We start from the raw sequence: 25,417 nt of genomic DNA, 5'->3' as shown, positions 1-25,417 counted from the left end.
CTCAACGCAGGCTCCAACAGACACCACCCCCCGCCCCCCTCTTCCTCTCCCCCCCCCCCCCCCCCCCCCCCCCCTCCGCCCCCCCCCCCCCCCCCCCCCCCCCCCCCCCACGGCGTTCGCGCATGCCGTGCCACGGACGGCGGTGCCCTCAGTTCCGTACCGCACCCGACCGTGCGTCGAGCCGCAGGCTCTCTTCGAAATCGGGCAGGATGCCCAGCTCCCCGGCCTCGGCGAGCGTCGGAGCCGTGCGGTCGCGCTCCGACAACAGCAGGTCGAGACCGCCCGGGAAGGGCAGGGCGATTTCCGGGTCCAGCGGGTGGATGGCGTGCTCGCGCTGCGGCTCGTACCCGGTGGACAGCAGGTACGCGATCGTGGTGTCGTCCTCAAGGGCCACGAACAGGTGCCCCACCCCGATCGGGATGTGGACCGACCGGCAGTCCACGGGGTTCAGCTCGACGCAGTCCCACATGCCGAAGGTGGGCGATCCGACCCGGGTGTCGATGATGTAGTCCAGGGCCCTGCCGCGGGTGCAGTAGGCGTACTTCCCCATGCCCGGCGGCACGGCGGTGAAGTGGATGCCGCGCACGACACCCCGCCTGGAGACGCTGTAGCTCGACTGCGCCACGGGGTACAGCGGCCGTCCCAGCGCCTCGGTGAAGACGTCCTCCTGGTAGGGGGAGAGGAAGACTCCCCGCGGGTCCCCGAACACCTGCGGGGTGAACGCGTAGGCCCCTTCGATCTTCAACTCGCGTACCTGCACCGGTTGCTCCTCACATCGTGTGACGTACTTCGTGCGGTGGTGGGGGAAAGGGCGCTCAGAACGGGCCCTGGAAGCCGGCGCTCACGCTGGCCAGGCGCGGCAGCACCGCACCCGCCTCGCCGCACACGTCCAGGCAGGCGGACACGATGCTGCTCGCGTTCGGGTGGAACGCCTCCTCCAACGGGTGCGAGACCGGCGCGGGACTGTCGGGCAGTGACACGCGCCGGACCGGGGCGCGCAGCGCGTGCGGGACGTGCTCGGCCACGACTGCGGCCACCTCGGCGGTGAACCCGTACCGCGCCCAGCTGGTGTCGGCGACGACGAGCCGGCCGGTCTTGGCGACGGACTCGCAGATGATGTCCTCGTCCAGCGGCCGCAGGCTGCGGACGTCCACCACCTCGACACTGATGCCGCGCTCGGCCAGCTGTTCGGCCGCGCGCTCCGCCTCGTGCACCATCAGCGACGCCGCCACGACGGTGACGTCGGTGCCCGCGCGCGCGATCCGGCCGACCCCGAACGGGACCGGCACCGGTTCCTCGGGCACCTCGCCGACGAGCGGGTACAGGTTGCGGTTCTCGATCAGTACGACGGGTGTGTCGCCGGTCAGGGCCTGCACGAGCATGCCTTTGGCGTCGGCCGGCGTGGCGGGCGTCGCCACGTGCAGGCCCGCGTAGTGCGCGAACGTCGCGTGCGGACTCTGCGAGTGGGTCGAACCCTGCCCCCAGCCCCGGCCGACGACGCCCCGGGTCACCACCGGCACGCCGCCCTTGTCGCCGCCGTAGGTGTAGCGCCACTTGGCAGCCATGTTCACGAGGGCGTCCATCGCCAGGAACATGAAATCCGCGCGTACGTGCACCACGAGCGGGCGCTGACCCGCCGCGGCGGCTCCGACCGCGATGCCGGCGGTGGCGTTCTCCGCGTTGGGCATGTCCACCACCCGGCCGGGGCCGAACCGCCGGAACGCCTCCTTCGTGGTGCCGAACGCCCCGGCCACGTCGTCGACGCCCTCACCGGCGACGAAGATCCTCTCGTCGCGTTCCATGCACTGCACGGTGGCTTCGCTGATGGCCTGCCAGTAGGTCAGGGTGCGCATGTCCGATCTCCTCTTGCCTGGAATGTGCCGGGGTCAGCGGGCCGCGGGCAGGTACGCGCCCGAGAGCAGCCCGGCGGTGTCGGGGAAGGGCAGGTCCTTGGCGCGGTCGACCGCCGCGTGGACCTCCCGGCGGAACTCGGCGCGCCAGGACTCCAGCAGCGCGTCGATGCCGGGGGTCTCGTCGCGCACCGCGCCGACGGCGCGCACGATGGGGCAGCCCGCCATCCAGGACTCGATCTCCTCCTGCGAGCGGTAGCCGTGGTCGTGGTCCAGGCCGGGGCCGACATGCGCACGCCAGCGGTACGTGGCGAGTTCGAGCAGAACCGGGCCCCGGCCGTCGCGCGCGTGCTCCACCGCGTCACGGGCGGCGTCCCGCACGACGAACACGTCGTTGCCGTCGACCGCGAGCGACCGCACCCCGCACGCCTCGGCGCGACCGCGCACCGAGGTGCCGGGGGCGTGCCGGACACCGAGCGGCGACGAGATGGAGTACTGGTTGTTCTCGCAGACGAAGACCACGGGGACGCGGTGCACGGCGGCGAAGTTCAGCGACTCGTAGAACACGCCCTCGTCCGCCGCCCCCTCACCGAAATAGGTGAGCGCCACCCGCCGCTCGCCGGCCCGGGCGAACGCCCATCCGGCGCCCACGGCAGCGGCGATCATCTCACCGAGGATGGCGGCGGAGCCGGCGAACCCGGCGGCCTGGTCCATCACGTGCATGGAGCCGCCCCGGCCGCGCGAGCATCCGGCCTCCTTGCCGTAGAGCTCCGCGACGAGCGCTTCGAGGTCGCCGCCCTTGGCGAGGTACGGGGCGTGCGAGCGGTGCCCCGAGTAGACCCAGTCCCGAGGGGTCGTCACCGCGCACACGCCCACCGCGGTCGCCTCCTGTCCGATGGAGAAGTGCGTGGGAGTACGCATCTCCTGCTCGTCGCGGTAGTAGTCGGCGAGCACCTCCTCCACGGTGCGGATGCGCACCATGTCCCGGATCAGCCGGGCGCGGGAAGACACCATCGTCAAGTCCTTTCTCTGGGATGTCGTCGTTGCCGTCACTGCGGCACGACCAGGAGGCTGCGCAGGCATGCGACGAGGCTGCGGGCCTCGACGTCGAGGTAGTAGCTGTGGCGCAGCAGGGCGGTGAGCTGCCGCAGGGTCACCCAGCGGAACCCGGGCCGCTCGCTCTGGTCGTCGTCCGCCTCGACGACCAGGTAGCGGTTGCGGGTGTGGTGGAAGCGGCCGCCCTCCTCGGAGAGGACGGCGTCGAACCTGATGCGTTCCGGTCCGGCGGCGAGCACCTCGTCGAGGAAGGCGGGCCGGGCCGCGGGCGGCAGGAGGGAGTAGTTGCGCGGATTGCACTGCACCGTGGGCGCGAGCTCGACCGTGTCGTTGTGGCCCGGCTCGTCCTTGGCCTGCACGAGTACGTGCAGTACGCCGTCGATGCTGCGGGTCAGGACGGCGATCAGGCCCGTACCCCCGGCCGCGACCAGGGGCTGGGTCCACTGGTCCACCTCGCGTCCGCGGGTGCGCACCCGGACGCCCATCACGTCGAAGAAGAGACCGCTCTCGTGGCTGATTCTGCCGCCCGCGGTGTGCCATCCCTCGGTTTGGTTCAACGGCACGGTGCGGGCCCGCAGTCCGGCTGTGCTGCGGGCGTCCGTGATCCAGTGCAGGACCGAGGACATCGTGTGCGCGCCCTCGTCGGCCCCGGCACCACAGGACCTGAGCAGCGCGGTGCGAAAGGCGTCCGGGCCCGTCGGCGCGCCCTCGTCCAGGGCGGGGCCTTCGAGGGGCAGACAGGACAGCACGGTGCGCGAGTCCATGTTGACCACGTCGTCCAGGGCCAGCAGCCGGTGAACCTGACCAAGCGTCATCCAGCGGAAGCCGTCCCGTACGGCGACGGGTTCGCGGACTTCGACGACCATGTTGCGGTTGCGCTTGCGGAAGAACCAGGCGCCCTGCTCGGACTGGCGCACGTCCGCCAGGACCATGTGCCGTGCGGCGTCGCGGAAGTACTCGACGTACGGGACCGGGCGGCCGCGGTGCGCGCCGGTGTAGTTGCTCCGGGTGGCCTGCACGGTGGGCGAGAGCTGGACCCCGTTGTGGTTGCCGGGCTCCATCTTGGCCTGCATCAGGAAGTGCGCGACCCCGTCGATCTCCGTCATCAGCAGTCCGAGGATGCCGGTCTCCGGCTGGTTGATGACCGGCTGGCACCACCGGTCGACGACCGCCCCCGGACGCTCGACCGACAGGCCCCCCACGGAGAAGAAGCGCCCGCTCTCGTGGACCAGATCGCCGGTGTCCAATCTGCGGTGCCAGCCGACGAGCGCGTCCAGCGGCACGGCCTCCACCTCGGCGGCGAGGCGTTCGGAGCACTCGGCGAGCCACTGGTCGCAGTCCGCGGCCGTGCCCGCGCTCGTGGACAGGGTCGCGGCCGAGCGTGCCAGGCGCAGGGCGGGCGGTACGTGTGCGGGAGGGGCCGCGGGCAGCGCGGAGACGGTCATCGCGCCGTCTCCGCCCACTCCTCGACCCGGCGCTCCAGGGTGGCGACGAGGTCGGCGGGGGAGGGCTGGGCCAGCAACTCGTCCCGCATGCGGGCGGCTCCGGCGGCGAAGCGGGGCTCGTCGAGGAGCCGGGCGACGCATGCGCGGACGGAGTCGGCCGTGGCGGCGTCGGCCGGCAGGGCGAGACCGGCGTCCAGCTCCTCCTGGCGCCGGGCGATCATCCACGTGTCGTAGCCGTAGCCGAGGACCAGCTGGGGCACGCCGTGGTGCACCGCGGTCAGCCGCGAGCCGATGCCCCCATGGTGCACGACCGCCGCACACGTGGGGAGCAGGTCGTGCAGCGGTACGAAGTCCACCAGCCGGACGTTGTCCGGGAGCGGGCCGAGCCCGGCCGCCTCGTCCCCGCCCAGCGTGGCGACGACCTCCACGTCCAGGGAGGCGAGCCCGGTGAGGATCTCGGCGACCGTGGCCCCGGTGCTCTCCAGCTCGTTGGAGCGCCCCAGGGTCAGGCACACGCGCCTGCGGCCGGCGGGTTCGCGCAGCCACTCCGGGACGACGGAGGCACCGTTGTACGGGATGTAGCGCAGCCCCTCGACGGGGCCGGCGGTGTCCAGCCGCGTGCTGGGCACCGAGGTGTCGATGGTGAACCCGCCGGTGCGCAGCCGCTCCGTCCAGGAGCCGCCGTGCCGGAGCATGACCGGCTCGAACCACTCGCGGGTCGGGTCCTCGCGGTGCGCCGGGGGCTGCTCCTCGTACCGCCGCAGGAACGCCTCGCGGGCCCGGCCGATGAAGTCGAGGCCGTACACGAACCGGGCGTGCGGCACGCCGAGGAGCTCGGCCACCACCGCGCCCGCGACGGTGAGCTGCTCCCACACCACCAGGTCGGGCTGCCAGTGGCGGGCGTACGCCAGCAACTCCTCGACCATCGGGTCGTTGTTGATCCCGGTGAACAGTGCGGGGACGAGAACCTTCTCCAGGCCCAGCAGCCCCTCCCAGCTCCAGGCCGACGCGTCGGTCATCGGCCAGTCGAAGGAGCCCAGGAAGTCGGACGCGCCCTCGCCCATCAACTGCCCGTACAGGCCGGGTTCGTAGGGGTCATCGGCGTACCAGGCGGGGGAGCCGACCGGCACCGCGGTCATGCCGGCCCCGGTGGACGTCTCCGTCAGGTCGGGGTGCCCGGCGACCCGTACCTCGTGGCCGGCCGCGCGCAGCGCCCAGGCCAGGGGCAGCATCGGCTGGAAGTGCGTCGGGTGGGGCATGCTGACGAAAAGGATCTTCACGCTGGGTACTTCCTCACTGGGCCCGACCGGTGGTGGCGGGCCGTCGTCGTTCAGCCCGTGACGACGGGGCAGGCGAGCAGGGACGGGGAGACCGGTGCGGCGGTGCGGCGGAGCAGGGGCCCGGTTGCGGGGCGGGGGCGGAGCGCGGCGAGCGTGACCAGGCCCCGCGCCGCGCACGCGACGGCGAAGGGCAGCGCGCCCGCGCGGGCCGCGCCCGGCACCAGTACGGCGGCCAGCTCGTCCCCGGAGCGCTCCGGGTCGAAGCGGTCCGGGTCGGTGAACACAGCGGGGTCGCGGTTGGCGGCCCCCAGGTGCGACACCACGCGCTCCCCGGCGGCGATCTCCTCGCCCCCCAGGACGCACCCGGTCGCCGCGGTCGCCGCTTCGAGGCGTACGGGCGGGGCCAGGCGCAGCGTCTCCAGCACGGCCCGCCGCGCGCGGTCGGGGTCCTGGTCCAGCAGGTCCCAGGAGGGTTCGCCGTCCGGTGCGAGGCCGAACGCGACGGCGCCGGTCACCAGGTCGGTCGCCATCGCGGTCCCGGCGACGGCGACGGCCAGGCCCCCCGGCGCATCCGCGGGGACGAGGTGGCGCAGGTCCGCCATGGCCTCCGCGATCGCGAGGGTGCGGTCCCGGCCCTGCGCGTAGAAGGGTGCGTCGAGTGCTCCCGCGGTCCGCGCGACGGCGGTGCGCAGGGCCTGTTCGGCGTCCGCGCCGAGCCCCCACGCGGCCGCCAGGGTGCCGAGGGCCGCGTCGCGGGCGACGGTGAGCAGGTCTGTCCCGCCGCCCGTGCGGCCCAGCGCCCGCTGCCACGCCTGATCGGCGTGGTGCAGGGACGCTGCCTCGGCATTCGGCCACGGCGCGTCCTCGCCACCGTCCGGGAGGTCGAGGAGCGGGGCGCCGCGCAGGGCGGGGGCCGACTGCGCGGCGCTGACGGACGCGTGGCGCCCGGCGACCCGGTCGCCGGTGCCGCTGCGGGTCAGCGCATGCTCGCGCAGCCGCTGCCAGTGGGCGCGGGGGTCGCTGTCGAGCCCCCGCAGCAGCGCCGCGTGGCTGTCGCCCCGCGCGGCGGCGAGCCACACCAGGGCCTGCCGCAGTTGTTGTCGGCGCGCCAGTCCGCGCTCGGTGGTGTCCACGCTGGGAGTTCCTTTCTGGCGGGGGCCGAGGAGCCCCCTGGTCACGGCTTGCGGATAGCGGGCGGGGCGCGACGGGCCCGGCGCGTCAGGTGAGCACGACCGCCCGGGCACCACCGTGGTGGGCCGGACCGCCGAGGGCATGGCCGTGCAGCCAGTCCACCGCCGCCAGCAGGTCGTCCGGGGAGAGCGACGCGAGCATCGCGTCGCGTTCGACGGCCGCCGTGCCCCGCGGGTGGTAGAGGGCGTGCCCCATCCACGAGGAGACCTCCTGGACCCGGGCGGCGCGCCTGCCGCGCCGTTCGGCGAAGAGGGCCAGGCACCCGGCCACGTCCGCGGGCGCGCCCTCCAGCACCTCGCCGAGCACCACCGCGTCCTCCAGGGCCATGCAGGCACCCTGGGCGGCGTACTGGAGCATGGCGTGCGCGGCGTCGCCCGTCAGGCAGACGCGGCCCTCGGTCCAGGTGCCGGTCGGCGGCCGGTCGCACAGCACCCAGGTCCGCCACTCCCGGCCGAGGGCGAGGAGGGCGCGTGCCCGCGGATGCAGTTCGGGGAACCCCGCGAGCACCTCGTCGCGGCTGGTGGGGACACCGGCCACGGCAGCGCGCGCCCCGTCGTCGCGCGTGATGGCCAGGTTCAGCTTCTCGCCGTTCGCGATGGGGTAGTGCACCATGTGCCAGCCGGGGCCCGCCCACAGGTTCACCGAGTTCCAGCGCAGCTCGGCCGGTACGTCCGCCATCGGCACCACGGTGCGGTGGATGGTGTGCCCCGAGACCCGCGGCGGCCCGTCGCCCAGCATCTGGGCGCGCACCCGGGAGCGGATGCCGTCCGCCCCCACCAGTGCGTCGGCCTCCACGGTCGGTCCGTCCGCGGTGATCACGTGGACTGCTTCGGGGGTGTCGCGGTAGCCGGTCACGGCCGTGCCGGGGTGCAGGACGACCCGTTCGTGCTCCTGACAGGCACTCAGCAGCGCGCTGTGCAGGTCGCCGCGCTGCACGACGGCGTACGGATCGCCGAACCTCTCCCGGTAGGCGTCGTGCAGGGGCATCTCGGTAAGCAGCGCCCCGGAGCGAGCGTCCAGCAGGCGCAGGGCCTCCACGCGCACGGCGCGCGCGCCCACCGGTTCGGCGACGCCGAGGCGCCGCAGGGCGTGGAAGGCGTTGGGGGCCAGCTGGATGCCCGCCCCGAGCTCGGCGAACTCGGGGCTGCGTTCCAGTACATGGGCGGTGTGCCCGGCTCGGGCGACGGCGAGGGCGGACGCGAGGCCGCCGATCCCGCCGCCCGCGACGGCGATGTTCAGCACGATGTCCACCTCGTGGTCGACGGGGACGGATGGGAGGACGCGAGGACGGGGCCGCTCACCGGAGTGTCCTCCGGCGCGGCGAGCAGGGTGGCCGCCGTCCGGGCCAGGACGGCCACGCCGTCCCGGCTCAGCAGCGACTCCGGATGGAACTGCAGCGAGGCGAAGCCGGGGCCGCGCAGACCGTGCACCTGTCCGCTCTCCGGGTCGCGGCTGACCTCGACGGGGGCGTCGAGCCCGGGGACCTCGACCACGCTGTCGGCGCTGGTCAGGGCGAAGGTGTTGTAGAAACCCACGACGACGGGCTCACCGAAGTGGCTGATCTTCTTCTGTACGCCCTGGTTGGGCCACTCGCGGCGCACCAGCCGCAATCCGAGGAGCAGACCGAGCACCTGGTGGCTCAGACAGACCGCGAGGAAGGGCGTCGAGGTGTCCATCAGCTGCCGGATCCAGTCGCGCAGCGCGGCGATCCGGGCGCTGCCGGTGTCGCGGGGGTCGCCGGGGCCCGGCCCCATGACCACCAGGTCGTACCCGGCGGCGTCGCCCGCGTCGTCGAAGCGACGTACGTCGACGCGGAGTCCCAGGGAGCGGAGCACCACGCCGATCATCGCGGTGAAGTTGTCCTCCGCGTCCACGACCAGGACGCGCCGGCCCTCGTACGGCCGCAGCGGGGCCGGGACGGCGGTGGTCGACGAGAGGTCCCGCCAGAACGGTGCGAGGTCCGCGTTGCGGTCCGCCAGGGCCTCGCGCACCAGCGGGTGGTCGCAGAGCCCGGAGCCGGCCGGCCGCCGGGTCGCCGAGGAACCCGCCACGCCCAGGGCGCCGAGCACGCCGCGTGCCTTGGCATGCGTCTCGGCCACCTCGGAGAGTGGGTCCGAGTCGCGCACCAGCGTCGCACCGACCGCGAGGCGCAGCCTCCGGCCCGTGACGGCCGTCGTCCGCAGCATGATCGCCGAGTCGAGCGAGGGGTTGCTGTTGACGTCCCTGCTGATCAGGGCGACGACGCCGCTGTAGTAGCCCCGCCCGCGCGGTTCGTACTCCCGTACGACGCGGCAGGCGCTCTCCAGCGGGCTGCCGATGACCGTCGGGGCGAACATCGACTCGCGGAGGATCTCGCGGACGTCCCGGGTGGTACTGCCCTGGATGAGGTACTCGGTGTGGGCGAGGGTGGCCATCTCCTTGAGGTACGGGCCGACGACGCGACCGCCCCCGTCACAGATGCGGGCCATCATCTTCAGTTCCTCGTCGACCACCATGCACAGCTCGCCGGCCTCCTTGGAGTCGGCGAGGAAGCGCATCACGTCGTCGAGGCCCGGGCCCCCGGGCGGGTAGCGCAGTGTGCCGCTGATCGGGTTCATGACGGCGGTGCCGTCGAACAGGCTGATGTGCCGCTCGGGGGTGGCGCCGACGAAGGTCCGTTCGCCGGTGTGCACCACGAACGTCCAGTACGCTCCCCGTTCGCCGCCGAGCAGCCTGCGGAACAGGCTCAGTGCCACGGTGGGCGACCAGTGGGTGAGGTCGGCGGTGAAGGCGCGGCTGATGACGAAGTTGGCCCCCGTGCCGTTGCCGATCTCCTCCTCGATGACCCGGCGCACCAGTGAGGCATACGCGGCGTCGTCCATGTCGAAGCGTGCGTTCGACAGGTCGACCGGTACGTCGGGCAGGAGGGACAGGGCTCCGTCGAGGGGGTGGGTGGCCTGGTGGAGGATGCTCAGGGCGAGCAGGGGGGAGCCGTCGTCATGGCAGGCGAAGCCCCGCTCGACGACCTGGCGGTAGGGCACCAGGACGAGGGTCTCGTGGCCGGGCCCGTCCTCCCGCGGCCGAGCGTTCAGCGGGATGTCGGCCAGCCGGGTCACCTCGCTCACGTCACCGAGCAGGAGTTCCACCGTGTCGCCCACGGCCTCGGGGCGGTGCAGCATGGCGAAGTCGGGGGCGTCCCCGGTGAGCACGCGGTCCAGGAGGTCGCCGAAGCGACAGTCCTCGGATGCCATCGCCTCAGCCCTGCCCGAGGAGGGTGCCCGCGCCGAGGTCGGCGAGGACGGTGCCCGTGGGGAGGACCACCGAGCAGCGCGCGGCGGCGTACTCCAGGGCGGACCGGTGGTGGGACGCGGAGAAGTCGGCGACGGCGTCCGCCACCAGGAAGGTCTCGATGTCATGGGTGAAGGCGTCCACGGCCGTCATCAGGCAGCCGACGTGGGCGTACACGCCGCAGATGACCAGCTGGTCGCGGCCCAGGAGCCTGAGGTGGTCCCGCAGGCCGTTCCCGTGGAACGCGCTGTAGCGCCACTTGGTGAAGACCGAGTCCGGAGCGTCCTGCGGGGACGGCGCGACCTCCTCGATGATCGCCCGGTGCTCGGGCGCGGTCCGCATGCCCGGGCCCCAGAAGTCCTTGAGCAGACCGCGCCGGCTCTCCGTCATGCCCCCGGGCTGCGCGGTGTAGACGACCGGGATGCCCAGGCTCCGGCTCCGCTCCACGAGCTTGCGGGTGTTGCCCACCAGACTGAGCGCGGGCTCCTGGTCGGCGGGGAAGGGGGCCACGAAATAGCGCTGCATGTCGTGGACCAGGACGGCGGCGCGTCGTGGATCAGGACGCCAGGAGGCCGTGTTCGCGGGGAGCTCGTCCTGCTGCGGCATGGGGTAGGGGTCGATGCCGGGTATGGCCATGGGAAGTTTCTCCTGCGGGAGTCGGACCGGGTGTCGTAAGGCCTGCGGAGGCTCGACCTGGGGACCTGCCCTCGACGTCGCGTCATCCGCCCGAAGGCGGCCGGGCAGGGATGGCGGGACAGCCCTCAACGGCCCAGGGCCGCGCCTCCGTCGACCTGGAGGTCGTGCATGGTGATGTGCGTGGCCCGCTCGGACAGCAGGAACGCCACGGCGTCCGCGACGTCCTGAGGGGCGGCGAACCTGCCGAGCGGGATGCCGACGCGGAAGTCCTCCAGGGACCCGCGCAGCGACCGGTCGGGACCGTCGTCGTCCGACCACAAGGAGCGGAGCATGGCGGTGTCGGTCGAGCCGGGGCAGACGGCGTTGCAGCGCACGCCGTGGCGTGCGAGTTCGAGGCCGAGGTTCTTGGTGAATGCCACCGCGGCGGCCTTCGACGCGGCGTACGCGGCCATCCCGGCCCGGGGGACGACGGCCGCGTTCGACGCCACCGTCACGACGGCGCCGCGGCCGCGCCCGGCCATGCGGCGCGCGACGGCGGAGGAGACCCGGAAGACGCCGGAGGCGTTGACCGCGAAGGTACGCTCCCAGTCCTCGTCGGTGAGCGACAGCACGGGCGCGGCGAGCATGAGGCCCGCCACGTTGACGAGCTGGTCGATCGGGCCCAGTCGCTCCTCCACCGCGGCGACGACCGCCTCCACCTCGGCGGCGGGCGAGGTGACGTCCGCGGCGAACGCGGTCACCGGCAGGCCCTTGTCCCGGGCCGTCCGCTCCAGTTCGGCGAGGGCGGGCGTGTCGAGGTCGACGGCGGCCACCCGCACGCCGGCCTCGGCGAGGGTGCGCACGACGGCCTGACCGATGCCGCCGGTCGCGCCGGTCACCAGCGCGACGTCGCCGACGAGCGCGGTGGCCGCCCGCCTCCCGGTGTCTTCCCTGTTCTTCAAATCTGCTTCCCTCACGTCACTCGGGGTTCGGCCGGATCGACCCCTCAGGGGCCGCCGGGTCAGGCGTGCCAGGACCTGGCGAGGTGGCCGGCCTGGGTCAGGTTGAGCCGGGGGTCGCACAGCGTGGTGTACGGACCCGCGGGGGCCTCGTCGGAGGACCAGACGCACTCGGCGACCTCCCGGGCGGTGGCCTCCAGGTGCAGGCCGCCCGCGACGCCGCGCTCGGCGAGCACCACGTCCTGGAACGCCTCGACCTCCTCGACGAGGGCCGCCACGACGCGCGTCTTGCGGCCGTCCGCGGCGAACACGGTGTTCCCGTGCATGGGGTCGCACAGCCAGATCACCGGGTGTCCGGCCGCCCGTACCCCCCGCACCAGCGGGGGGAGCGCGGTGCGGACGCGATCCGCGCCCATCCGGGCGACCAGGGTGAGCCGCCCGGGGCTGCGGCCGGGGTCCAGCGCGGCGCACAGGGCCAGCAGTTCGGCCTCGGTCGTGGTGGGGCCGATCTTGCAGGCCACCGGGTTGACGACCTGTGAGAGCAGCCGGACGTGGGCGCCCCCGGGCTGTCGGGTGCGCTCCCCGACCCAGGGCAGGTGGGTGGAGGCCAAGAGCACGCCACCGTCGGGCAGTTCGCGCAGCAGCGGCTGCTCGTAGTCGAGCAGCAGCGCCTCGTGGCTGGTGTAGACGGACGCGTCGCCGGCCGGAGCCGGTGCGCGCCCCTGCGCGGCCAGGGCCGAGTGGACGGTGGCGGCGAGGTCGTAGCACCGGAGCAGCCGGAGGGGGTCGGGGCGGCGCGCGGCCGGATCGGGCTCTGGCGCGTTCACCATCGGCCCCCGGTAGGAGGGCAGTTCGAGGTCGCCGACCTGTTCGGTGGGCCGCGAGCGCGGCTTGGCGAACTGGCCCGCCATCCGGCCGACGCGCAGGGCCCCGTGTCCGGTGCCGTCCTCCATCGCGGCGGCCAGCTCGTCGAGCAGGCGCACGGTGCCGCGCACCCCGCGCGGGGTGCAGTGGGCGGGGTCCTCCGCGCAGTCGCCCGCCTGCAGTATCCGCAGGTTCCCCGCGGCCACCTGGGCCAGCAGGGACCTGAGACGGGCTGTGTCCTCGGCGGTGACGAGGCCGGGGCGCCCGGCCAGCGTCGCGCGGACGTGTCCCAGCAACTGCCGGTCGGGCCAGCCAGGCTGCTGTTCCGCGAGGGGGCCCGGGGCTGACTCTTCGGTCCTCACCGTGTGGAATCCGGCCGTACTCTGCCCCACCTGGTTTCCCCTCCTGAAATGGCGAAATGCCCGTGCGGGCGGCGTGAAGTTCGCGTGCAAAAAGAGATCCAAGTCGAATTTCGACCGCCGCGACCGGCAATGCGGCACGTAATCGCTCTGCAAGGTACGTGCCTCGTTCGAACTCAGTCAAGTGCCGATACGTGCACTTCAGAAGCGTTTTTGCCTGCAGTGTTGATGTGTTTGCCTGCAAAGACTTCAGGAATGTGCGGTTACACGCATCGCTTTACCTGTAATTGTTTTCGGCCCCAAAGGGATAGGGCTTTACAGTCCTCTCCCGGTTGATTTAGGTTCCTGTCGTCGCGCTGTTTCGGGTGGCCGATCGTCATGCTTCGATTTCCCAGGAGGGGTAAATGCAGAAGGGCACGCACCTGCTCGTCACCGGGGGCGCGGGCTTCATCGGCTCCCACTACGTCCGCATGCTGCTCCGGTCGGCCGATGCGGAGGTGCGTGCGGTCACCGTCCTGGACAAGCTCACCTACGCCGGCAACCCCGCCAACCTGGCGGACCTGGCCGATGACGACCGGCTGCGCTTCCGCCGCGGCGACATCTGCGACCGCGCCACCCTCGACGCGCTGCTGCCCGGCATCGACGCGGTGGTGCACTTCGCCGCGGAGTCCCATGTCGACCGCTCGATCGAGGACAGCGGCGCCTTCCTGCGGACCAACGTCCTGGGGACGCAGAACCTGCTGGACGCCTCGATCCGCCACCACGTCCGCACCTTCGTGCACGTCTCCACGGACGAGGTGTACGGGTCGATCGAGCACGGCTCCTGGGACGAGAGCCACCCCGTACGGCCCAACTCCCCCTACTCCGCCTCCAAGGCGTCGTCCGACCTGCTGGCCCTGGCCTGCCACCGCACCCACGGCCTCGACGTGCGCGTCACCCGCTGCTCCAACAACTACGGCCCGATGCAGCACCCGGAGAAGGTCATCCCCCACTTCACCACCCGGCTCCTCGACGGACTCCCCGTCCCGCTGTACGGGGAGGGGGCCAATGTGCGCGACTGGCTGCACGTCGAGGACCACTGCCGGGGCATCGACCTCGTGCGCCGCGCGGGCCGCCCGGGCGAGATCTACAACCTCGGCGGCGGAAAGGAACTGAGCAACCGCCAGCTGACCCGGCGGCTGCTCGGCGCCACCGGCAGGACCTGGTCCTTGGTGGACCGGGTGGCCGACCGCAAGGGCCACGACCTGCGCTACTCGGTCGACTGGAGCAAGGCGCGGGACGAGCTCGGCTACCGGCCGCTCCACGACTTCGACACCCAACTGGCCGCCACCGTCGACTGGTACCGGGAGAACCCCGGCTGGTGGCGCCCGCTCGGTTCCGGTCGGCCACCCCGCGCCCACCGGCCCGGAGCGCTGACCGGCACCGTCAACTGACTGCTCCTAGGGCAAGGAAACCCATCGCGATGCGCGGAATTCTGCTGGCCGGAGGCTCCGGAACCAGACTGCTGCCCCTGACCACCATCAGCTCCAAACAACTGCTGCCCATCTACGACAAGCCCCTGGTGTACTACCCCCTGTCGGTGCTGATGCTCGCCGGGATGCGCGAGATCCTGGTCATCACCAACAGCAGCCACGTCGAGGCCTTCCGCGCCCTGCTCGGCGACGGCAGCCACCTCGGGCTCGACCTGCGGTACGCGGTGCAGGACGAGCCGCGCGGCATCGCCGAAGCCCTCGTCATCGGCCGGGAGTTCGCGGGCGACGAGGACGTCTGCCTGATCCTCGGCGACAACATCTTCTACGGCCAGGGCCTGCCCGCCGCGCTGCACCGAGCCGCGCAGGAGGTCGACGGCTGCACCGTCTTCGGCTACCCCGTCTCCGACCCCGAACGCTACGGCGTCGCCGTGCTCGACGCCGGCGGCGAGCTCGTGGACATCGTGGAGAAGCCCGTGGAACCGCCGTCCAACATCGCCGTCACCGGGCTGTACATGTACAGCAACGACGCCCTGGCCTACGCCGAGAAGATCTCGCCCTCGGCCCGCGGCGAGCTGGAGATCTCCGACGTCAACCGCCTGCTCGTGCAGGAGGGGCGCGGCCGGATCGTCCAGCTCGGCCGCGGCAACGCGTGGATCGACGCGGGCACCCACGACAGCCTGATGGAAGCCGGCCAGTACGTGCAGGTCCTTCAGAAGCGCCAGGGCATGCAGATCGCCTGCCTGGAGGAGACCGCCTTCCGCATGGGCTTCATCGGCATGGACCAGCTCAGGGAGCTCGCCGACCGGCTCACCGCCGGCTCCGTGTACGGCAGGCACGTCAGAGCCCTCGCCCGGGTCTGACCCCACATCGCCCCGATTCAGGAGACCCCCATGGAGAGCGCCGCGGGTGCTGCGCGCCACCACCGCCTCGATTCCCTCACCGGAGCCCGGTTCGTCGCCGCGGCCCTGGTGTTCGTCTGCCACCTCGCCACCGGCGGCCTCTTCGCCGCGGGCTCCGGCGCCGCCGACGGCCTGATGACCGCCACCAAGACCGCCGGGACCATCGGCGTCTCGTTCTTCTTCGTCCTCAGCGGCTTCGTCCTCACCTGGTCGACGCGGCCGGGGGAGACGTATGCCCGGGTGCTGCGCCGCCGCCTGGTGAAGATCTTCCCCAACCACGTGGTGACCTTCGCGCTGGCCATGGCCGTGTACGCCGCGGCCGCCACCCCCCTCGGCACGGCCGTGCTCAACCTGCTCCTGCTGCAGTCCTGGTCATCCGACCCGATGGTCTTCCTCAGCGTCAACGGGGCCAGCTGGTCGCTCTCCTGCGAGCTGCTCTTCTACGCCCTGTTCCCGTTGCTGCTCCCCCTGGTCGGCCGGATTCGCGCCGGCCGCCTGTGGTGGTGGGCCGCGGGCTTCGCCGCGGCTGTCATGCTGCTGCCGCTGGTGGCCGCCCACCTGCTCCCGTCGTCGCCCGCATTCCCGACGGTCGGGTCGTGGCTGGACGGCGTTTCCGTCAAGGGCCTGTGGTTCGTCTACATCTTCCCGCTGTCCCGGCTCCTCGAGTTCGTTCTCGGCATGCTGATGGCACGCGTGGTCCTCAGCGGCCGGTGGATCGGCCTCGGAGTGCTGCCCGCCGCCGCGCTGACCGTCGCGGCGTACGTCGTAGGCGTGTACACCCCGATGCTGTTCACCGTCGCGGCGGTCACCGTCGTCCCGCTCGCCCTGTTGATCGCGGCGCTCGCCACCGCCGACACCGAGGGCCTGCGCACGGGCCTCAAGGGCCGGGTGATGCGCCGCCTGGGCGAGGTGTCGTTCGCCTTCTACCTCCTGCACGGCATCGTGCTGGCCTGCATCGCTGAGCAACTCGCAGGCGCGGCGCACCCGTTGACAACGGTGCAGAGCGTGCTGGTCTCGCTGCTCGCCCTGGTCGTCAGCCTGCTGCTGTCCCTGGGCCTCTACCACGGGGTCGAAACACCGGTCATGCGCCGCTGGGGACGCCCCCGGCGCGCCGCGGAACCCGCGTCCCCCGTGGCCGCGAAGCTCCCCGAGCCCGCCGAGGAAGTCGCCCTGCCCCGCGCCTGATGCGGCCCGCCCGGGGGCGCCCGCCCAGGGCCCCTTCCTGTGGCCTCCCCCCCCCCGGCACACCCTTCCCGACTCCGAGTGAGGTCTTCCCTTGCGCATCCTCTTCGTCACCGGCGGCAGCCCCGCCACCGTCTACGCGCTCACCCCCCTGGCCACGGCGGCCCGCAACGCCGGTCACGAGGTGCTCGTCGCCTCCAACCAGGAGACGATGGCGGCGATCGCCGGCGCGGGACTCGCCGGTGTCTGCGTCTCCGACGTCCCCATCCGCCACCACATCACCACCGACCGGGACGGCGCGCCCGTCCTCCCGTCCGACGACCCCGACGTACGCATGCGGTCCATCGGTCACGCCTTCGGCCGCATGGCGGCGCTCTACCAGGAGCCCCTCCTCGAACTGGCTCGCACGTGGCGCCCCGACGTCGTCGTGGGCGGCACGCTCACCTACTCGGCCGCCGTCCTGGCCGCGCGCATCGGCGTGCCCTACGTGCGCCAGGCGTGGGACTCCGGTGAGCCGCAGGCCGTGGACGTGGCCGCCGAGATCGAGATGCGGCCGGAACTGGAGGCACTGGGCCTGGACGGCATCCCGGACCAGTCGCTGTGGATCGACGTCTGCCCGCCCAGCGTGCGCGACCCCGAGGCCCCGCGGGGCATCTCGATGCGGTGGATTCCCTGCAACGAGCAGCCTGTGATCGAGCCGTGGATGTACGCCAAGGGGTCCGCGCCCCGGGTCGCCATCACCGCCGGCACCAAGACGGCCCCCGGCTACTTCTTCGACTACCTGGTCGAACTGGTCCGCAAGCTGGCCCCTCTCGAGGCCGAGTTGCTGGTCAGCGCACCGGCCGCGGTCGCCGACGAGCTGAGCGCGGCGACCGGCACCAAGGTCGGCTGGCTGCCCTTCGACACGGTGGCGAGGACCTGCGACCTGCTCGTCCACCACGCGGGCGGCGGCACCGCGCTCACCGGGATGGTCTACGGCATTCCGCAGCTGCTCGTGCCCAACATGCCCAAGCTGGTGGCCCCTTCGCAGCGCCTGGCCGCCTACGGCTCCGCCCGCTGCCTCCTGCCCGGCGACGACACCCCGGACGCGCTGGCCGGTGCCGCAGAGGACCTGCTGACCCGGGAGACCTACCGTGATCGGGCCAGGGCGCTCGCCGACGAGGCCAACGCCATGCCCGTGCCCGCCGACGTGCTGAACGTGATCGAGAAGCTGGCCTGAGCCGTGTTCTACCACGTGTGCTTCGTCGTGTCCGACATCGAGCGGGCCATGGACGACCTGACACGCAGCGTCGGCGCCGAGTGGTCGGGAGTCCTGGAGGACTCCCTCGGCGAGTGGAACTACCGGCTCGCCTTCACCCGCGGCGGCCCGCCCTACATCGAACTCGTCCAGGGCCCCGAGGGCAGCCCCTGGGACTCGACCCTGGGCTCCCGCTGCCACCACCTCGGCTACTGGACCGAGGACGTGACGGCGAGCTCCGCGCGGCTGTCCGAAGCCGGTTTCGCCCAGCAGTTCAGCGCCTGCCCGCTGGGCCGGCCGTACACCTACCACAAGGTCGAGAGCCTCGGTGTCGACCTGGAAATGATGGATGCCTCCCGGCAGCCGCGCTTCGTGGCTTCCTGGGACCCGGGCGCCCCGCACATGCCCGCCTTCGACGCGGCCCCCTCCACCGACCTCCCCTGATTGGAGCGGAACACCCATGCCCGACGAGAACACCGGCGTACTGGTCGTCGGGGGCAGCACGGTGGGGCTGTGCACCGCCCTGTTCCTGTCCCGGGCCGGCATCCCCTGCACGGTCGTCGAACGGCACGAGGCCCCGCTCGCGCACCCGCGCGCGATGGGGATCGGCCCGCGCACCGTGGAGATCCTGCGTGCCGCGGGCCTCGCCGACACCGTGGACGCCCAGTGCGTGGACATGACCGGCAGCGGCCCGCAGATGTTCGCCGCGCCCACGCTCGCCGACGCCGACCTCGACGAGGAGGCGCGGCGGGCCCTGCCCCGCGACGACGCCTATGCCGGGCTGACCCCGCAGAGCCTGCGCGGCACTTGCCCTCAGGGGCGGCTGGACCGTGTGCTCATCGAGGCCGCCCGGGAGGCCGGGGCGCGCATCGCGTTCGGCACCGAACTGCGCGCCTTCACCCAGGACGAGGGAGGGGTGACCGCGCAGGTCGCCGACGACCGGGGGACCCGCGAGATCCGGGCCCGCTACCTGGTCGCCGCCGATGGCGCGCGCAGTGGTGTCCGGGACCGGCTGGGGATCGGCACCGGCGGACCCGGCGTCATCGGTGACCCCCTGATCAGCGTGCTCTTCCGGGCCGACCTGTCCGCCCTGACCCGCGGACACACCTTCGTGGTGTGTGACATCACCACCCCCGAAGCACCCGGCGGGCTGCTGCCGGTCGACGGCGGCACGGAGTGGATCTACCACTTCCGCTACCCCCGCGAATCCGGTACGAAAGCCGGCGACTTCACGCCCGAACGGTGCGCCGCGCGCATCCGCGCCGCGCTCGGCCGCGACACCGGCGTGACCCCCGAGGTGGTGAGCATCCTGCCCTGGCAGGTCCGGGGCCTGATCGCCGACCGGTTCCGTTCCGGGCGCGTCTTCCTCGCCGGGGACGCGGCGCATGCCATCCCGCCCGTCGGCGCCTTCGGCATGAACACGGGAGTGGCCGACGCCCACAACCTCGCGTGGAAGCTGGCCCACGTTCTGCACGGGACGGCGCACGAGGCGCTCCTCGACACCTACGAGGCCGAACGCCTGCCCGTCGCCCGGTCCGCGCTCGAACAGTCGACGCTGCGCCTGAAGGACCCCTCCCTGCACTGGGCGACCGGGGCCGAGGGTCGCGCGCGCAGGGCGGCGGCCGGGGCGCTCAACGCCCCCGTGGTGCACCTCGGTTACCGCTACGCCTCGGCCGTCGTGCTCGGCGCTGGGGCAGAGCCGCCCTCCACCGAGGACGTGGCCCGCAACCTGGACGGGGCGCCCGGCTCCCGCCTGCCGCACCGCTGGCTGCCCGGGGAGGAGGGCATCCGCTCCACGCTCGACCTGGTGGACGGACGCCTCACCCTCCTGACCGGCCCCGCGGGGGCGCCCTGGCTCGACGCCCTTGACAAGGCCGCGGCCTCCCTGGGCGGCGTACCGGCCGACGGGCACCGCATCGACGACGGCTCCTGGACCGCCGAGGTGGGCGTCCGCGACAACGGGGCGCTCCTCGTGCGCCCGGACGGCTTCGTCGCCTGGCGGGCCGAAAGCCTCGACCCGGCACCGGAGGCGTGCCTGGAACGCGTGCTCTGCGCGCTCCTCGCCCGCCCGTGAACGACGCCCCTCCCATCCGACACCCCTTCAGGAGACAACTGTGACAGCGGACACCGCACCGCGCACCGCACTGGTGACTGGCGGCAGCCGGGGCATCGGCCGAGCCGTCGTCGAACGGCTCGCGGGTCCGGGCCGGGTGGTGGCCGTCCACTACGGGCGGGACGACGAGGCGGCCGTGGCAGCCGTGGCGGCCGTGCGCGCCGCCGGTGGGGACGCCTTCGCGGTGCGCGCCGACCTGGCGGACGAGGAGGCCATCGCCGCCCTGGCCGCGTGTGTCGAGGAGGGACTGCTCGAGCGCACGGGGGCCCGCGGGCTCGACATACTGGTCAACAACGCGGGCGTGGGCTGCCGCGCCGACATCACCAGCCTCACCGGCGCGGACCTGGACCGGGTCTTCGCCGTCAACGTGAAGGCCCCCGTCTTCGTCGTCCAGCGGCTCCTGCCGCTGCTGCGCGACGGGGCACGGATTGTCAACGTCTCCTCGGTCGCCAACCGCATCGCCCACCCGCACGTCCTGCCGTACGCCATGAGCAAGGGGGCGCTGGAGGCGTTCAGCCGCTCCCTCGCGGCGCAACTCGGCCCGCGTGGCATCACGGTCAACACCGTCGCCCCCGGGCTGATCGAGACGGACTTCCACCGCGCGCGCATGCGCGCGCACCCCGAGGACGCCGCGGCTGCGGCGGCGCTGACCGTCTTCGGACGGCTCGGGCAGCCCGAGGACGTGGCGGACGCCGTCGCCTTTCTGGCCTCGGAGCAGGCCAGGTGGATCACCGGCGAGCGCCTGGAGACCACCGGGGGGGCCTATCTGTGAGGCACTCCGCGCGGCGGACCGGCCCCACCGATCCGCCGCGAAACCACCGTTGCACGTCCGAAAGGTCCCGACATGATCCTCAACGACATCTACCTCACGTCCCTGGGTGTACGGCTGGGCCGCCGGCTCGACCTCGAGGAGGCTGTACGGGACGGGCGCTATGCCTCCGCCGAGTACACCGCCAACGCCCTCCTCGGGGTCACGGTCTCCGATGACGCGTTCGCCCCCGACCTGGCCGTGGCCGCGGCCCGCCAGGCGCTGGAACGCGCCGGGGACGCGACGGCACCGTGCGACGTGCGCCTGCTGCTCCACGCCAGCGCCTACTTCCAGGGCCAGGACATGTGGACGCCCTCCTCCTACATCCAGCACCACACCGTCGGGGGAAGCGCCCCGGCCGTCGAGGTCGACCAGAAGTCGAACGGCGGAATGGCGGCGCTGGCACTGGCGGCCGGGCACCTCGCAGGACACGACGAGGACGCCACCGTACTCATCACCACGGGCGAGCGGTTCTGCCCGCCCGGCTTCGACCGCTTCCGCACCGAGAGCGGCACGGTGATGGCGGACGGCGGCACGGCGCTGCTCCTCGGCCGCAAGCCCGGCTTCGCCAAGGTCCTGTCCTGCGCACTGACCTCCGACCCCGCCCTGGAGCACATGTACCGCGGACGCGGCCTCAAGGACGCCCCGGCGTCCGGGGAGAAGCCGCTGAACATGCGGGCCCGCAAGGCGGACTTCATGCGCAGGAACCTCGACGACCTGGAGGCGATCTCCCTGCGGATCGCGGGGGGCATCGGCGGCTGCATCGAGCAGGCCCTGGACGAGGCGGAGACCGACGCCGCGGACGTGCGCAGCTTCGTGATGCCCCACAACGGCCAGACCGTGCGCTGGTGGAGCATGCTGGCCGACATGGGGGTGGGCCGGGAGCGGACCACCTGGGACTTCGGCCGCCAGGTCAGCCACCTCGGTTCCGGCGACCAGGTCGCGGGCCTCGATCACCTGCTCACCACGGGGCAGTTGGAAGCCGGCGACCGCGTGGTGCTCGCCGGCACCGGCTACGGCTTCAACTGGGGGGCCGCCGTGCTGGAGATCCTGCACATACCCGACTGGGCCGCCGAGTCCGACGACCAGCAGCCGTGACCGCTCCCGTACACCCACAGGAGACCCGCATGCCGATTCCCCCGCTGGCGCGCCCCGCCACCGGCCTGCCCGCCGAAGAAACAAGCCGCCAGGCACACCAGTTGATACTCGCAGGACACGGCGCCGAGGGGCAGCGCCGACTCGCCGGGGGCCGGGTCCTGGTCATCGGCGCCGACGAGATCGGCGCCCCGCTCATCGCCCATCTCGCCGACTCCGGCGTGGGGTTGATCGGTGTCGCCGACGGCTCGCCCATGAATCCGTGGGACCGCTACCTCGGACTGCCGGACGCGGAGCCCGCGGACCGGGCCACGGCCTGGACCCGCGCGCTCGGGCGCACCCATCCGTTCGTGCGCACCGTGGCGGAGGACCGGTTCGAGCTGCCGCGCGCACGCGAACTGGTCCAGGACTACGACCTCGTGGTGTGCGCGGGGGAGGACCCGGCCCGCTGCCGGCTCGTCGACGACGTCTGCGCCGAGGCGGGCATCCCCTTCGTGTGGGGCTCCATGGAGGCGACCGGAGGGCGCGTCTCGGTCTTCTGGGACCGGCACGGCCCGGGCCTCAGGGACCTGTTCCCGAAGCCTCCCGCCCCCTACTTCCGGGGCATGTCCGGCACCCTGAAGGTGGTCGGCGCCTGGCTGGGGATCGCCCTGGCCACCGAGGTGATCAAGCTGCTCACCGGTCAGGGGGAGCCGCTGGTCGGCCGGGTGACGAAGTACGACGCCATGACCGGCACGTGCGCGACCGTACCGCTGCGCCCGCACGAGCGGGCCGCGCGCCCGGCCGAACCCGCCGCCGCCGAGCCCTTCTTCGGGCTGCTCTCGCCGGAGGCGACCGAGGCCGCGCGGGAGTCCACGATCTCCGCGGAGCAGCTGAAGGAACTGCTCGACGCGGACGCGCCGGTCAACCTGGTCGACGTCCGCGAGCCGGACGAGTACGCCTTCGCCCATGTGCCGGGCTCGGTGCTCGTCCCGCAGGGGGAGTTCCTCCACGGCGACGCCGCCGCACGGCTGCCCGCGGACCGCAGGACCGTGCTGCTGTGCCGGGCGGGCATCCGCTCCGCGGAGGTCCTCGCCGTGGTCAAGCGCAGCGGTCACCGGGACGCGGTCCACCTGGGCGGGGGCATCCTGGCCTGGGCGCAGCGGATCGACCCGGCGATGCCTACCTACTGAGCCCCGCCCCCCGCCGCTGATCACAGTACGTGGTCACGGGGCGGGGTTGGGTGGGGAATTTCCTCCGCTCCGAGCCCTCGTAAGAACAATTCATTCGTGTTCCGGTGAATTGCTTGCGGCGTTGAAATGTGCGGGCGGAAAGAATGCGTTCGTATTCAATCGGAAACCCCGATGGGAACCGTGTGCCCGCCTGCCGTCCGGCAGGCGGGCACTGCGCGCGTTTCCCGGTTCAGCGCACCGGGACGCAGCGGCCCGCCTCCGTGCGGTAGGTCCACCGGGCCCCGTCGCAGGCGAGTTCCGCCACGGCGGCCACCAGACGGTCCAGGTGCTCCACGGGCGTGCCGGCGCCGAAGCTGGCCCGCACCGCGTTCACCGGTCGCTCGCCCGGCGCCAGTGGCTCGGGGGCCCCGCACTCGTCGGAGTGGTCGGGCGCGTTGCCGAGCAGGCCGCGGACCAGGGGGTGGGCGCAGAACATGCCGTCGCGCACCCCGATGCCGTACTCGGCCGAGAGCGCCGCGGCCAGGTGGGCGCTGTTCCAGCCCTCGACCACGAAGCTGATCACGCCGACCCGCGGCGCCGATCCGCCCAGCAAGGACAACACCGTGACCTCCTCGATCCCGGCCAGGCCGGCCAGGGTCCGGCGCAGCAGCGCCTCCTCGCGCGCGGCGATCGACGCGAGGCCCGCCGACGTCAGCGCCCGGCAGGCGGAGGCCAGCGCGTGCACCCCGACCACGTTCGGCGATCCGGCCTCGTGCCGCGCGGCCCCCTGCTGCCACTCGACGGACAGCGCACCGGCCCCGTGCACGACACGCCTGCTCGCTCCGCCGCCGGCCAGGTACGGTGCCGCGGCGCCGAGCCAGTCCGCGCGCCCGGCCAGCACCCCCGCCCCGAACGGCGCGTACATCTTGTGGCCCGAGAACGCGACGTAGTCCACGCCCAGTCGGGCGACGTCCACCGGGCGGTGCGGCACCAGCTGGGCGGCGTCCAGCACCACGCGCACCCCGGCCGCATGCGCGACCTCCGTGATCGACTCGACGGGCCATATCTCGCCCGTGACGTTGGAGGCGCCCGTCACGCAGACGAGGCCGGGTCGCTGCGGGTCGCGGCCCGCCAGCGTCTCGGCGACGATCTCCACGACCTCGTACGCGCTGCTCGGAGCCCGCATCACGGTGCGCCGCGCCTGCGGCCACGGCAGCAGGGCGGCGTGGTGCTCGGTCTCGAAGACGTAGACCTGGGCCCCCGCCGGGAGCGCGGCCGCCAGCAGGTTCAGCGAGTCGGTGGTCGAGCGGGTGAATACGACCTCGTCGTCGGGCCGGCAGCCGACGAAGTCGCCGACCGTCCGCCGAGCCCGCTCGAACAGGTCGGTGGACAGCTGCGACAGGTGGCCGGCACCGCGATGCACGCTGCCGTAGTAGGGCATGTAGGCGCTGACGTCGTCCCAGACGCTGCTCAGGACCGGGGCACTCGCCGCGTAGTCGAGCGCCCCGTAGGACACCTCACCGCCGGTGACGAGGGGTACGCGCACGTCGGCGCCCAGGACGGGCAGCGGCGGGCCGTAGAGCGTGTCGATGGCGGAAGGGGCGGGCGTGGTGGACACAAGGGACTCCTCGGTGGTGTGGAAGGAAGGTTGCGGCGGCCCGGGGCGGGGGGTGGGCGCGTCAGGCGGGGAGCGGCGGATGCCCCGCGCCCTCGAGGAGCCGGGGTGAGCGGGCCGCCACGACCCCGGCCTCGAAGCGGCTGCTCACGCCGAGCCTGCGCAGCAGCGCGGACACCGTGCGGCGCAGGGTGCGCGGCGACACGCGCAGTTCGCGGGCGACCTCGACGTCCTGCCGCCCCTTCGCCCACAGCCGCAGGATGACCGTCTCCTGCTCGCTGAGGACGATCTCCCGACCACCGCTGCCGACGACCGGCACGGTCGGCTCCTGAGGGGTGGCGGGCGCCGACGGCGTGTGCAGCTCGCGGGCACCGTCCCAGCAGAACTCGAAGACCCGGCCGAGAAGCTGCAGCAGTGCGGGCCGCCTGACCAGCAGCGTCGTCGACGGCGGGCAGGCCAGGGCGAACGCCTCGTCCACCAGGATCAGGCGGAACGGCAGCAGCGGTGCGACCCGCACGTGGACACCGCGCCGCGAGAGCCGCTCCAGGTAGCCGGCCGCCTGCTCGCTGTGCAGCAGGGAGCTCTGGTGGATGGTCCGGACGCCGACGCCGCCGGGCTCGTACGCGTCCGCGACCGGCCATTCGGCGATCAGCCGGCGGGCGACGGCGGACGGTTGGATGACCCGGATCTGCTGTCGGGCCATGGTGGCCACGGAGTCCAGCAGGGCCCGGACGCGGGCCGGGTCCGTGATCTCCTCGACGTCCGTCGCCGCCTGCGCGGGCCCGGCGGCGTGCACAGCGAGGGCGGCCAGCTGCGTCCGCAGGGAGCGGGTGGCCTCGTCGGCCGCGAGCAGCGCGCCCTCCTGCCTGGCGATCAGTTGGGACAGTGTTTCCACCGGAGAAAATTCCGCCCCTGAAAATGTCTGCAACAGCATCTAATTGATTTCCCGCCTTGCATGT

General features: G+C 72.9%; 22 protein-coding genes. 9 read left to right on the top strand and 13 right to left on the bottom strand.

What is annotated here, in order from left to right; genetic code table 11:
* Positions 1–148: 148 nt before the first annotated feature.
* The 11 genes from AC0682_RS25320 to AC0682_RS25270 form a co-directional block, all read right to left on the bottom strand.
* A complete protein-coding gene (locus tag AC0682_RS25320) occupies positions 149–760 on the bottom strand; it encodes a dTDP-4-dehydrorhamnose 3,5-epimerase family protein (protein ID WP_478535266.1) in 612 nt (203 codons plus the stop codon).
* Between the two features lie 55 nt (positions 761–815).
* Entirely contained in the window at positions 816–1,853 is a 1,038-nt protein-coding gene (locus tag AC0682_RS25315) for an alpha-ketoacid dehydrogenase subunit beta (RefSeq protein WP_478535265.1), read from the bottom strand.
* 33 nt (positions 1,854–1,886) lie between these two features.
* Positions 1,887–2,864: a thiamine pyrophosphate-dependent dehydrogenase E1 component subunit alpha gene (locus AC0682_RS25310; protein ID WP_478535264.1), complete on the bottom strand. Its 978-nt coding sequence runs from the start codon at positions 2,862–2,864 to the stop codon at positions 1,887–1,889.
* Positions 2,865–2,899: 35 nt separating this feature from the next.
* Positions 2,900–4,351, bottom strand: a complete 1,452-nt coding sequence (locus tag AC0682_RS25305) for an NDP-hexose 2,3-dehydratase family protein (RefSeq protein WP_478535262.1) — start codon at positions 4,349–4,351, stop codon at positions 2,900–2,902.
* Positions 4,348–5,631, bottom strand: coding sequence for an activator-dependent family glycosyltransferase (locus tag AC0682_RS25300; RefSeq protein WP_478535260.1), 1,284 nt, complete (start codon positions 5,629–5,631; stop codon positions 4,348–4,350). Before AC0682_RS25300 ends, AC0682_RS25305 begins: the two co-directional genes overlap by 4 nt.
* 50 nt (positions 5,632–5,681) lie before the next feature.
* Positions 5,682–6,764 (bottom strand): cytochrome P450, encoded by a 1,083-nt coding sequence (locus tag AC0682_RS25295; RefSeq protein WP_478535259.1) that lies wholly within the window; start codon positions 6,762–6,764, stop codon positions 5,682–5,684.
* A gap of 85 nt (positions 6,765–6,849) precedes the next feature.
* Positions 6,850–8,064 carry an FAD-dependent monooxygenase gene (locus tag AC0682_RS25290; RefSeq protein ID WP_478535258.1) on the bottom strand — a complete coding sequence of 405 codons (1,215 nt, stop codon included), beginning with the start codon at positions 8,062–8,064 and terminating at the stop codon, positions 6,850–6,852.
* On the bottom strand, positions 8,058–10,052 hold the full coding sequence (locus AC0682_RS25285) for an anthranilate synthase family protein (protein ID WP_478535256.1): 1,995 nt from the start codon (positions 10,050–10,052) through the stop codon (positions 8,058–8,060). The genes AC0682_RS25290 and AC0682_RS25285 overlap by 7 nt, the downstream gene beginning before the upstream one ends.
* A 4-nt stretch (positions 10,053–10,056) precedes the next feature.
* Entirely contained in the window at positions 10,057–10,725 is a 669-nt protein-coding gene (locus AC0682_RS25280) for an isochorismatase family protein (RefSeq protein ID WP_478535255.1), read from the bottom strand.
* Between the two features lie 125 nt (positions 10,726–10,850).
* The gene (locus tag AC0682_RS25275; RefSeq protein WP_478535254.1) at positions 10,851–11,666 is read right to left on the bottom strand and encodes a 2,3-dihydro-2,3-dihydroxybenzoate dehydrogenase; all 816 of its coding nucleotides are present in this window, start codon (positions 11,664–11,666) and stop codon (positions 10,851–10,853) included.
* Between the two features lie 59 nt (positions 11,667–11,725).
* Positions 11,726–12,919, bottom strand: coding sequence for a 3-deoxy-7-phosphoheptulonate synthase (locus AC0682_RS25270; RefSeq protein ID WP_478535252.1), 1,194 nt, complete (start codon positions 12,917–12,919; stop codon positions 11,726–11,728).
* Between the two features lie 371 nt (positions 12,920–13,290).
* Here AC0682_RS25270 and rfbB point away from each other — a divergent pair, with 371 nt between their 5' ends.
* The 9 genes from rfbB to AC0682_RS25225 all read left to right on the top strand — a co-directional run bounded on the left by rfbB (position 13,291) and on the right by AC0682_RS25225 (position 22,864).
* Complete coding sequence (gene rfbB, locus AC0682_RS25265) at positions 13,291–14,319, top strand: dTDP-glucose 4,6-dehydratase (RefSeq protein WP_478535250.1); 1,029 nt, start codon at positions 13,291–13,293, stop codon at positions 14,317–14,319.
* A gap of 29 nt (positions 14,320–14,348) precedes the next feature.
* Entirely contained in the window at positions 14,349–15,218 is an 870-nt protein-coding gene (gene rfbA / locus AC0682_RS25260; protein WP_478535249.1) for a glucose-1-phosphate thymidylyltransferase RfbA, read from the top strand.
* Between the two features lie 30 nt (positions 15,219–15,248).
* Entirely contained in the window at positions 15,249–16,442 is a 1,194-nt protein-coding gene (locus AC0682_RS25255) for an acyltransferase family protein (protein WP_478535248.1), read from the top strand.
* Positions 16,443–16,533: 91 nt separating this feature from the next.
* The gene (locus AC0682_RS25250; RefSeq protein ID WP_478535246.1) at positions 16,534–17,658 is read left to right on the top strand and encodes a glycosyltransferase; all 1,125 of its coding nucleotides are present in this window, start codon (positions 16,534–16,536) and stop codon (positions 17,656–17,658) included.
* Positions 17,659–17,661: 3 nt separating this feature from the next.
* Entirely contained in the window at positions 17,662–18,120 is a 459-nt protein-coding gene (locus tag AC0682_RS25245; RefSeq protein ID WP_478535245.1) for a VOC family protein, read from the top strand.
* Positions 18,121–18,136: 16 nt separating this feature from the next.
* Entirely contained in the window at positions 18,137–19,750 is a 1,614-nt protein-coding gene (locus AC0682_RS25240) for an FAD-dependent monooxygenase (protein ID WP_478535244.1), read from the top strand.
* A 40-nt stretch (positions 19,751–19,790) separates the two neighbouring features.
* On the top strand, positions 19,791–20,561 hold the full coding sequence (locus AC0682_RS25235; RefSeq protein ID WP_478535243.1) for an SDR family NAD(P)-dependent oxidoreductase: 771 nt from the start codon (positions 19,791–19,793) through the stop codon (positions 20,559–20,561).
* Positions 20,562–20,633: 72 nt separating this feature from the next.
* On the top strand, positions 20,634–21,695 hold the full coding sequence (locus AC0682_RS25230; RefSeq protein ID WP_478535241.1) for a ketoacyl-ACP synthase III family protein: 1,062 nt from the start codon (positions 20,634–20,636) through the stop codon (positions 21,693–21,695).
* Positions 21,696–21,724: 29 nt separating this feature from the next.
* The gene (locus tag AC0682_RS25225; RefSeq protein WP_478535240.1) at positions 21,725–22,864 is read left to right on the top strand and encodes a ThiF family adenylyltransferase; all 1,140 of its coding nucleotides are present in this window, start codon (positions 21,725–21,727) and stop codon (positions 22,862–22,864) included.
* A gap of 229 nt (positions 22,865–23,093) precedes the next feature.
* On the opposite strand, the gene AC0682_RS25220 is transcribed toward AC0682_RS25225, so the two are convergent.
* A complete protein-coding gene (locus AC0682_RS25220; RefSeq protein WP_478535239.1) occupies positions 23,094–24,461 on the bottom strand; it encodes an aminotransferase class V-fold PLP-dependent enzyme in 1,368 nt (455 codons plus the stop codon).
* Positions 24,462–24,522: 61 nt separating this feature from the next.
* On the bottom strand, positions 24,523–25,353 hold the full coding sequence (locus AC0682_RS25215; protein WP_478535238.1) for a helix-turn-helix transcriptional regulator: 831 nt from the start codon (positions 25,351–25,353) through the stop codon (positions 24,523–24,525).
* Positions 25,354–25,417: the final 64 nt, after the last annotated feature.

It is taken from the genome of Streptomyces sp. NPDC043746 (assembly GCF_056436485.1).
The sequence above is the reverse complement of the archived record's forward strand: the minus strand, read 5'-3'. Positions and strand labels throughout refer to the sequence as shown.

Bases quoted from the DNA above. Each gene is read 5' to 3' on its own strand.
- AC0682_RS25315 (WP_478535265.1), bottom strand. From the start codon at position 1,853: ATGCGCACCCTGACCTACTGGCAGGCCATCAGCGAAGCCACCGTGCAG.
- AC0682_RS25310 (WP_478535264.1), bottom strand. From the start codon at position 2,864: ATGGTGTCTTCCCGCGCCCGGCTGATCCGGGACATGGTGCGCATCCGC.
- AC0682_RS25305 (WP_478535262.1), bottom strand. From the start codon at position 4,351: ATGACCGTCTCCGCGCTGCCCGCGGCCCCTCCCGCACACGTACCGCCC.
- AC0682_RS25285 (WP_478535256.1), bottom strand. From the start codon at position 10,052: ATGGCATCCGAGGACTGTCGCTTCGGCGACCTCCTGGACCGCGTGCTC.
- AC0682_RS25280 (WP_478535255.1), bottom strand. From the start codon at position 10,725: ATGGCCATACCCGGCATCGACCCCTACCCCATGCCGCAGCAGGACGAG.
- rfbB (WP_478535250.1), top strand. From the start codon at position 13,291: ATGCAGAAGGGCACGCACCTGCTCGTCACCGGGGGCGCGGGCTTCATC.
- rfbA (WP_478535249.1), top strand. From the start codon at position 14,349: ATGCGCGGAATTCTGCTGGCCGGAGGCTCCGGAACCAGACTGCTGCCC.
- AC0682_RS25255 (WP_478535248.1), top strand. From the start codon at position 15,249: ATGGAGAGCGCCGCGGGTGCTGCGCGCCACCACCGCCTCGATTCCCTC.
- AC0682_RS25240 (WP_478535244.1), top strand. From the start codon at position 18,137: ATGCCCGACGAGAACACCGGCGTACTGGTCGTCGGGGGCAGCACGGTG.
- AC0682_RS25230 (WP_478535241.1), top strand. From the start codon at position 20,634: ATGATCCTCAACGACATCTACCTCACGTCCCTGGGTGTACGGCTGGGC.
- AC0682_RS25225 (WP_478535240.1), top strand. From the start codon at position 21,725: ATGCCGATTCCCCCGCTGGCGCGCCCCGCCACCGGCCTGCCCGCCGAA.